Genomic DNA, 12445 nt, shown 5'->3' with positions numbered 1-12445 from the left:
ACCGCATAAAATCAATAAAAACTTAGGGTATGTATTTAAAACTTTTGACAATACCAAACATGAATGCGGAGGGAAAATATGAGAAGTTTTTCATTTGCGAAAATGCACGGTCTAGGGAATAGTTACATTTATGTAAATATGTTTACGGAATATATAGCAGAGGAGGAACTATCACATATTGCAAAACGTGTATCAAATGTGCATACAGGAATTGGTTCAGATGGGCTCATTTTAATTTGTCCTTCCGATGTGGCACCGGTGAAAATGCGTATTTTTAATAGCGATGGATCAGAAGGAAAAAACTGTGGTAACGGGTTGAGATGTGTAGCGAAATATGCATATGAACACGGAATTGTTCAAGAAGAACAGTTTATAATTGAAACGTTATCAGGTCTTGTCGAAGCTCGTGTTTTTGTTGAAGATGGGAAGGTCAATAGTGTAGAAGTAAATATGGGAAAGCCTCGTTTATCTCGCGCTGAAATACCGATGATAGGAAAAGAGGATGATGTTGTCGTTAGCGAACCAATCGAATTTGAAGGACATATGTACTATATGACAGGTGTATCAATGGGGAATCCTCATGCTGTGTTTTATGTTGATCATATCGAGAAAGCACCAGTTACAACGCTTGGACCAGTCGTGGAAAAAGATGAGCGTTTTCCAGAAGGAGTTAATGTAGAGTTTGTGGAAGTGTTAAACGACCGTGAGCTTCATTTTCGTGTGTGGGAGCGAGGGTCGGGTGTGACGCAAGCGTGCGGAACAGGGGCATGTGCAGCGGTTGTGGCCTCCGTGTTAAACGGAAAAACGAAGCGAAACGAAGAAACAGTTGTCCATTTAGCCGGTGGGGATTTGTACGTTACATGGAAAGAAAATGGAGATGTGTTGATGCGCGGTGCTGCAGAAACGATTTGTACAGGTGTATACTATTATTAAAAAGGAGTGGATTCGAATGGAACAAATCGTTTTGTTAACAGAAAAAGCAGTGGAGCAAGTGAAGCAGATGATGAAAGAAAGCGGGGAAGAAAACGCTTATTTTCGTGTCGGCGTCTATGGTGGAGGATGTAGCGGATTATCTTATGCGATGGGATTCGAACATCATAAGCGTGAAGATGATCATGAGTTTGAAAAAGACGGCTTACGTATATTAGTCGATAAAGAGAGCGCGCCTGTACTAAAAGGAACGACGATTGATTATGAACAAGGAGCGATGGGTGGCGGATTTACGATTCATAATCCGAACGCGATTGCTTCATGCGGCTGCGGTTCATCGTTCCGTACAGCGACTCATGCTGGAACGCCAGAAGAATGTTAGGAGGAGGACAGCATATGAAGGGACAAAGAAATATTATCTTTGCTCTTATGTTTGCATTACTTGTTGCGCTATTTTCTATCGCCAACATCCAAAATGTTGAAGTAAATTATATTGTTGGTTATTTCGAGACGCCATTAGTTATTGTTATTTTAGGCTCTGTTACTCTTGGAGCACTCATCGTCTTTTTAGTTGGTGGATGGAAGTTTGTGAAGATGAGAAATTATACAAAAAAGTTACAGCTAGAAATGGAGCAGTTACGGGCATCTTCCGTGCCACACGAGGAAGTAGCTACGACGATTCAAAATGTGACAAATGAAAATGATCACTCGAAGCCCCTCTCTTAAGAGAAGGGCTTGGAGTTATTCAAACATTGATGTAGAATGAAGCGGTTGTATTTTAGCGTTTGGATCAATATATGATTTTGCGTTATTGACTGCTGTTGGTGCTTCACCAAATCCGCAAGCAATTAGTTTTACTTTTCCTTCATATGTGCAAATATCCCCTGCTGCATACACACCTGGAATATTTGTTTCCATTTTTGAGTTAACTTTAATGGAGTTTTTCTCAATTTCTAATCCCCACTCTTTAATTGGTCCGAGCGAAGAAATGAAACCATAGTTGACGATAACGGCATCGACATCAATCGTCTCGCGCGCTTTCGTTTTTACTTCTTCTAAAACGACTTGTTTGATACCGTTTTCATCTCCGATCAATTCAACAGGAACGAACGGCGTTTTTACATTAACAGACGATTTCATTAAATTTTCGACGCTATGTTCATGCGCGCGGAATTTATCGCGACGATGTGCGATCGTCACTTTTTTAGCGATCGGTTCAAGCATAAGCGCCCAGTCAACTGCAGAGTCGCCACCACCGCATACAAGTACGTTTTGACCAGCAAACTTATTTAAATCATCAACGAAATAATATAAATTTTTTCCTTCATACTGTACAGCGCTTTCAAGCTCTAATCGACGAGGCTGAAATGCACCGTTTCCAGCAGTAATAATGACTGCTTTGGAGTAATGAATTTCTTTATTTGTTGTTAATTTAAATGTACCATCTTCCAGCTTTTCTAACTTTTCAACAGATTGTTCTAAGCAAATTGCTGGATTGAATTTGCTCATTTGCTCTTTCAAGTTGTCAATCAGTTGTTGTGCGCGAATTTTTGGGAAACCTGCTACATCATATATGTATTTTTCTGGATAAAGTGCAGAAAGTTGACCACCAAGTTGCGGTAAACTTTCGATAATCTTGACGGTTGCTTGACGCATGCCACCATAAAATGCTGTAAATAGACCGACAGGACCACCACCGATGACGGTAATATCGTACACTTTTTGATCTTCTTTCACGTTCATTCCTCCTAAAACGTAAATTTTCATGTATTATCATACCATAAAAACTGGTTGAACGCTTTCGTTGTTTTGAAAATTTCGACATACACTCAACAAAAATTATGATCAAAAATTGAACAAATAACTCTTGAAAAAGAGAGAAAAAAAGAATAAGATGTTAACGTAGAAATGACAACTTTGTTACAAAACGTTGTATTTTTTTGGTCTGTTTAGTGAATAAATTCACAAACTTTCTAAACGATAAAAATCGTTCAAAAAGCGCAAGCTAAAAAAAAATAAGAAAAGGTGGAAGTGATTCGCTTGAGAAAGCCAAATGTTGTTGTATTAGGTGCAGGTTATGGTGGATTAATGACAGTGACGCGTTTACAAAAAATGATTGGCGTCAATGAAGCAAGCATTACGCTTGTCAACAAACATGATTACCATTATGAATCGACATGGTTGCATGAAGCGGCAGCAGGAACGTTGCACCACGAGCGCGTTCGCTATGCGATTGCTGACGTCATCGACCAAAGCAAAGTAAAATTCATTCAAGATACGGTTGAAAAAATCATTCTCGAAGAAAAACAAGTGCTCCTCCAAAATCATGAACCATTAACGTATGATTATTTAGTTGTTGCGCTTGGATTTGAATCAGAAACGTTTGGTATTAAAGGCTTAAAAGAATATGCTTTTTCGATCGCCAACGTCAATGCCGCTCGTCAAATTCGTGAGCATATTGAGTATCAGTTTGCGACATATAGCACAGAAGAAGAAAAACGTGATGAGCGTTTGACGATTGTAGTTGGTGGTGCAGGATTTACAGGAATCGAATTTTTAGGGGAACTAGTTAACCGTGTTCCTGAGCTTTGCCGTGAATATGATGTTGATCCGAATAAAGTTCGCATCATTTGCGTAGAAGCGGCTCCAACGGTTCTTCCTGGCTTTGATCCAGAACTTGTTGAGTATGCGGTAAATGTTCTTGAGAAAAAAGGTGTTGAGTTTAAAATCGGCACAGCAATTAAAGAATGTACACCGGAAGGCATTATTGTTAGCAAAGATGACCAAGTTGAAGAAATTAAGGCTGGAACAGTTGTATGGGCAGCTGGAGTACGTGGAAGCCGCGTCATTGATGAATCTGGCTTTGAGGCGATGCGCGGTCGTGTCAAAGTCGATCCGTTCTTACGTGCCCCAGGACATGAAGATGTATTTGTTGTCGGGGACTGTGCGTTAATTATTAACGAAGAAACGAATCGTCCATATCCACCAACAGCGCAAATTGCAATGCAACAAGGGGAAGTTTGCGCGAAAAACTTAGCTGTGTTAATTCGTGGTCAAGGGGAATTGCAACCGTTTAAACCAGACTTAAAAGGAACGGTATGTTCGCTTGGTCACGACGATGCGATCGGTGTCGTATTCGGCAAGAAAATTTGGGGTACAAAAGCAAGCGTCATGAAAAAAGTCATTGACAACCGTGCGCTTTACTTAATTGGTGGTCCAACACTTGTTGCAAAAAAAGGAAAATTCAAGCTATTATAAAAACGAGCGAAGCGACTTTTCGCTCGTTTTTTCTTTACAAATGATATATTTTTATGTATAATTATCTGAAAATTAAGAAAAAAAGGGAGATGGCTATGAATAAAACAATGTGCCAATATTGTGCAGGGAACGGTTATGTTCATGTTGCGGTTGGAGGATCGGAAACGTGTCACTATTGTGAAGGGACAGGAGTAGAAAAAGATGAAATGGCAATGAAGCAATAATTGACTCATGTTTTCGCTTTCAGTACACTTAAAATGGTGTATTGGAGGTGAAAACGTATGGAGATGAGCATTCCTGTTTTATTTATTTCTATTTTATTGTTTTTTGTTTTATTTTTTGGTATTGGCTTTTTATTGAATATGATTTTACGAACAACGTGGACGATGGCGATATTAAGCCCGTTCGTTTTATTATTGTGGATCGATCAAATTTCTATAATGGACTATGTGACAAATCCATCTGCTTCCTTTGCGCATGTGAAAGAGCGAATAGGGTCGTTAGCGAGCGCCGATTTAATTATTTTAAGTAGCGGCATTGTAGGCGCAATCGTTTCAGGCATTGTCATTCAAACATTGCGTAAAAAAGGATATCGTATGTTTTAAACCTTCACAATCGTGGAGGTTTTTTTATTTCTCTTGCGGTTGATGTATATTTTTTTTGAATGTTGGAAAGAAATACAACCGTGGGAGGAGTGAATAAATGGGTATAAAATGGTTAAGACGAACGACCATGGTTGTGTTGTTTTTGTGTGCGTTCATGACGACATTTCAATCGATATCAGGCGTTGAAGCGAAGATGCTATCTGATTGGTTTTCACCTTCACGATTTTCTTTTTTCTCGTTTAAATCATTATTTTCATCAGATACGTATGAATATGTCACCGATCGTTTTCGCAAACATGAAAAGCAAGCGACACAACTATCATCCCAACAAACAACGAACGAATCGCTGACGTTAGAAGAAGCATTCGATTGGTCACAATATCCGTCTGTTACGGTTGTAGCGACAGGATATACAGCAGGAGTGGAGTCAACGGGAAAAACGCCCGATCACCCGGGTTATGGCATTACATATTCGGGTGTGCGTGTGAAACGTGATTTGTATTCGACGATTGCTGCAGATTTGAATGTTTTCCCCATTGGAACGATTTTATTTATCCCAGGATACGGATATGGTGTCGTTGCAGATACGGGTTCGGCAATTAAAGGTCATAAAATTGATTTGTATTACGAAACGGTAGATGATGTGTATAAACATTGGGGAAAGAAAAAAGTAAACGTGTATGTCGTTAAACGTGGAGACGGAAAATTATCGGAGCAAGAGATGATGGCACTAAACGAAAATGAATCGATGCAAGTGTTTCGACAACAATATATAAAGAAAAAGGAAGTCGGGCTATAACCGAACTTCCTTTTTTCTTTAGGCAACATATTTGTTATATGTTCGTTGATTGTTTAACGCTCGATAAATACGTGGTGCAATGACGCCAGCGACGATTGATAAAATGATGTCTTTTGGAAGTGGAACGAGCATCCAGCTCCATGCCATTGTATACGAGAAACCTTCAGGTGCTTCAGCCCATAATTTAAATGCCATATACATCCAATTTGTACCGACCACGTAGTTAATGACCATCCCGATGATTGTTGCGATAATAAAACGCGCGATCGAGTGATTTTTGCTTTTTTCAATAAGTAGGCCAGTTACGTATGCCGCGAGAATAAAAGAAAGAATAAAGCCAAATGTTGGAGAGATCACCGTTGAAAATCCTCCGCTAAAACGCGCAAAAACAGGTGCGCCAAACAATCCAATTAGCATATAAACTGTCATAGCGATCGCGCTGCGTTTTGCTCCGAGAATGGCGCCGGCTAATACGCAAAAAAATGTTTGTAGCGTAATCGGAACGCCTCCGATGACGAGAAAAGGAGCCCATGATGTAATGTTTGCTCCAATCCCCATTAATGCTGCAAACATGGCGATAAACGTTAAATCTTTTGCACGCATTTGTTAACCTCCTTTTTTTATTCGTTAACGAAATGGTATATGATAAAATAAAACATGTCAATACATAAGTGGGATGTACTTGCGCAATATAACAATACGGAGGGATGACAATGAGAGAAGGAGAGCAACTGCTTCGCGCAAATCGATTAGGTGCAAAAGAAGATGTCATTCATGTCAGCGAAACAGATGACGGTCATGATTTGCGCGATGCAGCCTATATTGGTGAAAAACAAATGGCGGCACCAAATTATCGCCAGTAAAGAAAAAAGGTGAGTTGGCAACAAGGCGACTCGCCTTTTTTGGGAGAAAGCGTAATATGAATTGTATTTGGATTAAAAGAAATTTTTATTTCTGATTCGATGACAATAGATTGAAGTTGTTTCTGTACTTCTTCTTGTTTTGATTGTTGCGCTTTCTCCATCAGTTGTTTTGCAAAGGTCGGATCTTTTTCAATTTTTGTAGAAATAGCAGTCGCATCTTTAAATAGCTTTTGTATCGCTTTTGCCGATTGTGTAAATTGCGTAATATCAACATTTGGATACATCTTTTTCCCTCCTTGCAAGCAGTATATGATAAAAAGAAAAAAACGCTCAAAGGCGAGCGTTTTATAAGTAACGAATGAAAATATAAGCATGTGAAATCAGTAAAGAAATGAGAGTAAGTGGCGCCCCAATTTTCAGAAAATCAAAGTAGCTGAACCCGTGTCCTTCACGTGAAGCAATTCCTGCTACGATCACGTTTGCTGATGCTCCGATCAACGTTCCATTTCCGCCTAAGCAAGCGCCAAGTGCTAATGACCACCATAATACATCAATTTGCGCGGAGTCCGGAGATAACCCCATGCCAACAGCCATATCTTGAATAAGCGGGATCATCGTTGCAACAAATGGGATATTGTCGATCGTTGCAGAAGCGATGCCAGATACCCAAAGAATTAAGTAAGATGCGAAGTGAATATCGCCCCCTGTGACTTCCAAAGCTTTCTCTGCCAAACTTTTAATCAGTCCAATATCAACGAGACCACCGACGAGTGTAAACAATCCAGCAAAAAAGAAAATGGTTGTCCACTCAACAGAAGCGAATACTTCCTCTAAATCATGTTCTTTTACCCCGATAAGCATTAAAAAGACTGCTCCCGTCATTGCGATGACTGCTGCATCGACATGAATGACTGAATGAAGCGTAAAACCTAAAATGGTTAACGCAAGAACAAAAACAGACTTTTTCAATAGGATCGCGTCTTTAATATATTGTTTTTCATCGATTTTCATCAGCCGTTCGATGAGCGCCGCATTTGCTTGAAGGCGTTTGCGATAAAAGACATACAAAATAACGACAATGACGAGCATAATGATTAACACAACAGGACCTAAATTAAATAGGAAATCATTAAACGTCAAATGTTTGTTGGCAGAGCCGATCATAATGTTCGGTGGATCTCCAATTAACGTCGCTGTTCCGCCAATGTTTGAGAAAAGGACTTCAGATATTAAAAATGGAACAGGCTCTACTTCTAACATGCGTGTAATAGAGAATGTAACCGGAACGATTAATAAAACAGTTGTGACATTGTCGAGAAAGGCAGAAAGAACAGCTGTTAGCAATGATAAAATGACTAAAATGTTAATTGGGCTTCCTTTCGCCATTTTTGCAGCTTTGACCGCAACATATTGGAAAAATCCTGACTTACTCGTAATGCTAACAAGAATCATCATTCCGATTAAAAGTGTAATTGTTCCCCATTCGATATGATGCGTGTACGCTTGATGTAAATCGACGATGCCGAAAATGATCATGAAAGCGGCACCTAATAAAGCAATCACAGCTCGATTCACTTTTTCTGAAATAATAATGGCGTATGTAATCAAAAAGATTGCAATGGCTGCATAATATTGGAAGTTGTTTATTTCATGAGTCATTGCCTCATGCACGATCTGTCATTCCTTTCTTCTTTCAGTTTTTTAGTAGCTGAAGGCAGCTTGGACATTTTAAATGTATTGTGTCAGCGTTTACATTGCGAACATAAAAAGAAAATCCGCAGTTCGCGCATTCGATTTGTAATAAGCGGTCGATAAACAATTTCGTTGACGGCGACCCTTGTTTCGTTGTATCGATCACTTCCACATGCACATGTTCACGTGAATCATCTTCTGCAAGCACTTTTCCTTCTATTTCTTCTTTTACACGCCAACCATGGTCTAAAATATGTTGTTCGAGCTGGCTATGAGAAGAGTTTGCTAACATGTCTTCAGCTAATGCCATCAACTGCTCATTTGTTAAAGATTCGAATGGAATTTTTTGTTTCTGTTCGTTCCAATACCCCCTCAATTGTGCCTCTGTAAATACGAATGTAATGACTTTGTGGATTACGACGTTTTTCAAACGAATACGCCTCCCCTTTTTGTTTACGAATCCAATTATATTCCTTTTTGCAAAGTGATACAATTGTCTTTATGATATAATGAGTGAGACAACATATGGAGAGGTTGATCGTATGGCTAACATTATATTTGGGTTGTTTCTATACTTTCCAGAAGATAAAACAGAATACATCCCTGCTGCGATTTCATTTACAGCATTTTTTATCGCTGCGGTGTTGACAATGAGATTGATTATAAAAATTTCAAAGCGTCAAGAGGAAAAAGCGAAACAATTAGAAGAGCAGTTGAAAAAACAACAAGTACACGATTAAATGAATACAAACGGGGCATAATAAGTGGCAAATATGTAGTTTGGAGGGCTTATTGTGCGCCAAGTCATTGTATGTGTCGTTTTATTACTTATAAGCGGTTGTATGGAACAAAAAGTAAAAAACGTCAATGTCAATATGATTAATGAAGATGGGGACTCGCTTGGAACGATTAAAATGTCTCAACAACCTCAAGGAGTAAAACTAGATATTGATTTAAAAGGACTTCCACCTGGGGAGCATGCGATGCATATTCATGACAAAGGGACATGCGAACCGCCTGAATTTAAATCAGCGGGGGAACATTTTAACCCAGAAGGAAAAGAACATGGTCTTCTTCATCCGGAAGGAGCGCACGCAGGCGATTTACCGAATTTAATCGTGAAAGAAGATGGAACGGTCAAAGTACAATTAATAGCTCCAAATGTCAATTTATCAGAAGAGAAAAATGGTCTATTTACAAAAGAAGGAACATCCATTATAATCCACGAAGCGAAAGATGATGGAATGTCTCAGCCAGCAGGAAATGCAGGCAAGCGAATCGCATGCGGTGTCATAAAAAAACGGTAGCAGCAAGCGATGTCGTCTTGCTTATTTTTTTGAAAAAATGCGTGCATTTTTTTCTAAATTATGTGAAAATTTATGTCAGGGGTGATTCGTGTGAAACTAACTGAAAAAGAAATTGAAATCGTTGAATTGTTAGAAAAAAACGCTCGTTTACCGATTGATACGATGGCGAAAATGGTTTCTCTCTCCGCTTCAGAAGTAGAGGATATAATAAGAAAATTAGAAGAAGCGAAAGTGATTGTACAGTATGCAACGATCATTGACTGGCGAAAAGTCGATGGGCATGAAGGTGTGACGGCGATGATTGATGTGAAAGTAACACCAAAGCGAGGTGTCGGATTTGATGAAGTAGCAGAACGTATTTACCGCTTCCCAGAGGTCAAATCCGTCTATTTAATGTCGGGTGCATATGATTTATCTGTTGTGATTGAAGGACGTTCCATGTCTGAGATCGCTCATTTTGTTTCTGAAAAATTATCGACGCTTGATTCCGTTATTTCAACAACAACTCACTTTATTTTGAAGAAATATAAACATGATGGCACTGTATTTGAACAAGGTGATCAAGATCGAAGAATCGTGGTGGCTCCGTGATGCAAAAGACGAAAACGTACGTATCTGACACCGTATCACGCTTAAAACCGTCCGGTATTCGTCGTTTTTTTGATTTAGCAGCAAGCATGGAAGGGGTCATTTCACTTGGGGTTGGTGAGCCCGATTTTATTACTCCTTGGAGTGTGCGGGAAGCTTGCATTTTATCACTCGAACAAGGATATACATCATATACTGCAAACGCAGGTTTATGGGAATTACGAAAAGAAATTAGCCATTATTTAGCGCGTCGTTTTGAAGTGCTATACGATCCAGCAAATGAAATTATTGTGACGGTCGGAGCAAGTCAAGCGCTTGATGTTTCTCTTAGAGCGATTTTGGATCCGGGTGATGAAGTCATTGTTGTTGAACCGAGCTTTGTTTCATACGCGCCACTTGTTGCATTAGCTGGAGGTGTACCAATTCCCATTCAAACGAGTGGAAAACATCAGTTTAAGCTTCAGCCCGAACAAATTGAACAAGTCGTGACACCGAAAACGAAAGCATTAATTATTTGTTCCCCAAACAATCCGACAGGAACGGTATTGAATAGGGAAGAACTGGCGCAAATCGCGCGAATCGTAGCAAAACATGATTTGCTTGTCATTTCAGATGAAATTTATGCAGAGTTATGCTACGAAGAACAATACACAAGCTTTCCGGCAATTGATCGCATGCGAGAGCGAACAATTTTAATTAATGGATTTTCGAAAGGTTTTGCGATGACAGGTTGGCGCCTCGGATTTATTGCTGCACCGAGAGAATTAGCTACCGCGATGTTAAAAATTCATCAATACACGATGATGTGTGCACCGACGATGGCGCAATATGCAGCTATTGAAGCACTGCAAAACGGAGCAGGCGATGTCGAGGAAATGAGAAAAAGTTACCGACAGCGACGCAACTTTTTTGTTCAATCATTAAATGAAATTGGTCTTTCTTGTCATATACCAGGAGGGGCGTTTTATGCATTTCCGTCCATTCAGTCAACAGGCATGACATCAGAACAGTTTGCTGAGCGTTTATTGTTGGAGGAAAAAGTTGCTGTTGTCCCTGGTCATGTGTTCGGGGCAAGTGGAGAGGGATATATTCGTTGTTCATACGCATCATCGCTCGAACAGCTACAAGAGGCCATTCGGCGCATGAGGCGATTTCTTGAACGACTGTAAAGAAAGCTGACAATCGTCAGCTTTCTTTGCTGTATTTGAGCTCATATAACATTTGCATGACGCGCAAAAAATCTTCCTCGCTAAATTCTTTTGCTTTTCGCAAAATAAGCTTTGCGCGCTTAATGCCAATTTCCTTAATCAAGTATTCAATTTCTGGGTCAAGACTAGACGAATTGGATAAATCTTCCCGTTCTAACAATTCTGATGCAGGAACATCGAGGGCAGTACAAAGTTTTAAGATCGTTGGTGTGTCAGGAACTTGCTCACCTGACTCATATTTTTGAATTGTTGCTACCCCTACACGTACTTTCATCGCTAATTCTTGTTGTGACATATTTCGTTGTTCACGATACATGCGAATATTTTCGCCAATTGTGCTCATTTATTCTCCCACCTCTCGAAAATTCATTTACATGTTTATCATACCATGTTCCAATTTATACTCGCGCACAAAATTAACACTTTTTAAGCGAATTATGTTACAATTTTTCAAAAAACGAGGAGTGTTTCATTTGGAGTGGAAGGAAGGTGCGATTGTTACGGGTATTGTGACAGGAATACAGCCATACGGTATATTTGTATCGCTTGATGAACGAACACAAGGGCTTATTCATATTTCAGAAATTACCGATGGGTATGTAAAAAATATTTATGATTATGTAAATGTAGGGGAGTCTGTTCAGGTAAAAATTATCGCCATTGATGAAAAAACAAAGCGAATTAGCTTATCGTTACGGAATGTCGATCATGATACAACACATATCGAGACCCCTTTAGGATTTGAACCGTTAAAAATCCAACTTGAAAAATGGATTGCGGAAGCTAAGAAAAAATACAACTCACCGAGTGATCGGTGAGTTGATCGTTTATGTTCTTGATATTTTTGGTTCTGTACGTCCGAGCTCTTCTGTCGGTTTAAACAGAAGTACGAGATTAATGAGCCCTGCAATTCCAACGAGAGCATAAACGATGCGAGCAAATGCTGATGCTTGCCCACCAAAAATAGCTGCGACAAGATCGAAGCGGAAAAAGCCAATGAGCCCCCAGTTAAGTGCTCCAATAACAGTAAGCAATAGTGCGATTCGTTGTAACGTACTCATGTTCATCCTCCTTTAAAACATCGTATTCATTTATAGAATGGATCATTGTTAAAGAAGTATACATGAAAAATACAATTTTCTTTACTGTAGATGAGCAAATTCGCTAACATAAATTTACAACCAAACAAAAAAGA

20 protein-coding genes are annotated in these 12445 nt (G+C 39.4%); 13 read left to right on the top strand and 7 right to left on the bottom strand.

Annotation, left to right across the window (positions count from 1 at the left end; all coding sequences use genetic code 11):
• The first annotated feature begins 78 nt into the window (after nucleotides 1–78).
• Genes dapF through ACYQY7_RS12775 form a run of 3 tightly spaced genes read left to right on the top strand, consistent with a single transcriptional unit; the run spans nucleotide 79 to nucleotide 1656 of the window.
• Nucleotides 79–933, top strand: coding sequence for a diaminopimelate epimerase (dapF, locus tag ACYQY7_RS12785; RefSeq protein WP_461202609.1), 855 nt, complete (start codon nucleotides 79–81; stop codon nucleotides 931–933).
• Nucleotides 934–949: 16 nt separating this feature from the next.
• Nucleotides 950–1312: a HesB/IscA family protein gene (locus ACYQY7_RS12780; RefSeq protein WP_461202607.1), complete on the top strand. Its 363-nt coding sequence runs from the start codon at nucleotides 950–952 to the stop codon at nucleotides 1310–1312.
• 14 nt (nucleotides 1313–1326) lie between these two features.
• A complete protein-coding gene (locus tag ACYQY7_RS12775) occupies nucleotides 1327–1656 on the top strand; it encodes a LapA family protein (protein WP_461202605.1) in 330 nt (109 codons plus the stop codon).
• A 15-nt stretch (nucleotides 1657–1671) separates the two neighbouring features.
• Here the strand turns inward: ACYQY7_RS12775 and ACYQY7_RS12770 are convergent, their stop codons facing one another.
• Nucleotides 1672–2667: an NAD(P)/FAD-dependent oxidoreductase gene (locus ACYQY7_RS12770; RefSeq protein ID WP_461202603.1), complete on the bottom strand. Its 996-nt coding sequence runs from the start codon at nucleotides 2665–2667 to the stop codon at nucleotides 1672–1674.
• 294 nt (nucleotides 2668–2961) lie between these two features.
• Here ACYQY7_RS12770 and ACYQY7_RS12765 point away from each other — a divergent pair, with 294 nt between their 5' ends.
• From ACYQY7_RS12765 to ACYQY7_RS12750, 4 genes are all read left to right on the top strand, one after another.
• Entirely contained in the window at nucleotides 2962–4188 is a 1227-nt protein-coding gene (locus ACYQY7_RS12765; protein WP_461202601.1) for an NAD(P)/FAD-dependent oxidoreductase, read from the top strand.
• A 95-nt stretch (nucleotides 4189–4283) separates the two neighbouring features.
• The gene (locus tag ACYQY7_RS12760) at nucleotides 4284–4412 is read left to right on the top strand and encodes a YuiA family protein (protein ID WP_461202599.1); all 129 of its coding nucleotides are present in this window, start codon (nucleotides 4284–4286) and stop codon (nucleotides 4410–4412) included.
• Nucleotides 4413–4469: 57 nt separating this feature from the next.
• Nucleotides 4470–4793 (top strand): YuiB family protein, encoded by a 324-nt coding sequence (locus tag ACYQY7_RS12755; protein ID WP_009362225.1) that lies wholly within the window; start codon nucleotides 4470–4472, stop codon nucleotides 4791–4793.
• Nucleotides 4794–4890: 97 nt separating this feature from the next.
• Nucleotides 4891–5592: a 3D domain-containing protein gene (locus tag ACYQY7_RS12750; RefSeq protein WP_461202597.1), complete on the top strand. Its 702-nt coding sequence runs from the start codon at nucleotides 4891–4893 to the stop codon at nucleotides 5590–5592.
• Nucleotides 5593–5610: 18 nt separating this feature from the next.
• Here the strand turns inward: ACYQY7_RS12750 and ACYQY7_RS12745 are convergent, their stop codons facing one another.
• The gene (locus tag ACYQY7_RS12745; protein WP_461202595.1) at nucleotides 5611–6195 is read right to left on the bottom strand and encodes a biotin transporter BioY; all 585 of its coding nucleotides are present in this window, start codon (nucleotides 6193–6195) and stop codon (nucleotides 5611–5613) included.
• A gap of 110 nt (nucleotides 6196–6305) precedes the next feature.
• Between ACYQY7_RS12745 and ACYQY7_RS12740 the strand changes: the two genes are divergently transcribed.
• Entirely contained in the window at nucleotides 6306–6455 is a 150-nt protein-coding gene (locus ACYQY7_RS12740; RefSeq protein ID WP_461202593.1) for a hypothetical protein, read from the top strand.
• On the opposite strand, the gene ACYQY7_RS12735 is transcribed toward ACYQY7_RS12740, so the two are convergent.
• From ACYQY7_RS12735 to ACYQY7_RS12725, 3 genes are all read right to left on the bottom strand, one after another.
• A complete protein-coding gene (locus ACYQY7_RS12735) occupies nucleotides 6443–6739 on the bottom strand; it encodes a hypothetical protein (RefSeq protein ID WP_461202591.1) in 297 nt (98 codons plus the stop codon). The two genes, ACYQY7_RS12740 and ACYQY7_RS12735, sit on opposite strands and share 13 nt — an antisense overlap.
• A gap of 61 nt (nucleotides 6740–6800) precedes the next feature.
• Nucleotides 6801–8126, bottom strand: a complete 1326-nt coding sequence (locus tag ACYQY7_RS12730) for an ArsB/NhaD family transporter (protein ID WP_461202590.1) — start codon at nucleotides 8124–8126, stop codon at nucleotides 6801–6803.
• A 22-nt stretch (nucleotides 8127–8148) separates the two neighbouring features.
• Nucleotides 8149–8577 (bottom strand): hypothetical protein, encoded by a 429-nt coding sequence (locus ACYQY7_RS12725; protein ID WP_461202588.1) that lies wholly within the window; start codon nucleotides 8575–8577, stop codon nucleotides 8149–8151.
• Nucleotides 8578–8689: 112 nt separating this feature from the next.
• On the opposite strand from ACYQY7_RS12725, the gene ACYQY7_RS12720 reads away from it, so the two are divergent.
• From ACYQY7_RS12720 to ACYQY7_RS12705, 4 genes are all read left to right on the top strand, one after another.
• A complete protein-coding gene (locus ACYQY7_RS12720; protein ID WP_461202587.1) occupies nucleotides 8690–8887 on the top strand; it encodes a hypothetical protein in 198 nt (65 codons plus the stop codon).
• A 54-nt stretch (nucleotides 8888–8941) separates the two neighbouring features.
• Nucleotides 8942–9454 carry a superoxide dismutase family protein gene (locus tag ACYQY7_RS12715; protein WP_461202585.1) on the top strand — a complete coding sequence of 171 codons (513 nt, stop codon included), beginning with the start codon at nucleotides 8942–8944 and terminating at the stop codon, nucleotides 9452–9454.
• Between the two features lie 90 nt (nucleotides 9455–9544).
• Complete coding sequence (locus ACYQY7_RS12710) at nucleotides 9545–10045, top strand: Lrp/AsnC family transcriptional regulator (protein WP_461202583.1); 501 nt, start codon at nucleotides 9545–9547, stop codon at nucleotides 10043–10045.
• Nucleotides 10045–11211 carry an aminotransferase gene (locus tag ACYQY7_RS12705; protein WP_461202581.1) on the top strand — a complete coding sequence of 389 codons (1167 nt, stop codon included), beginning with the start codon at nucleotides 10045–10047 and terminating at the stop codon, nucleotides 11209–11211. The genes ACYQY7_RS12710 and ACYQY7_RS12705 overlap by 1 nt, the downstream gene beginning before the upstream one ends.
• A gap of 16 nt (nucleotides 11212–11227) precedes the next feature.
• Here ACYQY7_RS12705 and ACYQY7_RS12700 read toward each other — a convergent pair whose 3' ends face one another.
• The gene (locus ACYQY7_RS12700; RefSeq protein WP_461202579.1) at nucleotides 11228–11593 is read right to left on the bottom strand and encodes a helix-turn-helix domain-containing protein; all 366 of its coding nucleotides are present in this window, start codon (nucleotides 11591–11593) and stop codon (nucleotides 11228–11230) included.
• A gap of 130 nt (nucleotides 11594–11723) precedes the next feature.
• Here ACYQY7_RS12700 and ACYQY7_RS12695 point away from each other — a divergent pair, with 130 nt between their 5' ends.
• Nucleotides 11724–12068, top strand: a complete 345-nt coding sequence (locus tag ACYQY7_RS12695) for a CvfD/Ygs/GSP13 family RNA-binding post-transcriptional regulator (protein WP_461202577.1) — start codon at nucleotides 11724–11726, stop codon at nucleotides 12066–12068.
• 9 nt (nucleotides 12069–12077) lie between these two features.
• Here the strand turns inward: ACYQY7_RS12695 and ACYQY7_RS12690 are convergent, their stop codons facing one another.
• Nucleotides 12078–12311, bottom strand: coding sequence for a DUF378 domain-containing protein (locus tag ACYQY7_RS12690; RefSeq protein ID WP_026011613.1), 234 nt, complete (start codon nucleotides 12309–12311; stop codon nucleotides 12078–12080).
• Nucleotides 12312–12445: the final 134 nt, after the last annotated feature.

It is taken from the genome of Anoxybacillus sp. TBDG-1 (assembly GCF_054815885.1).
The sequence above is the reverse complement of the archived record's forward strand: the minus strand, read 5'-3'. Positions and strand labels throughout refer to the sequence as shown.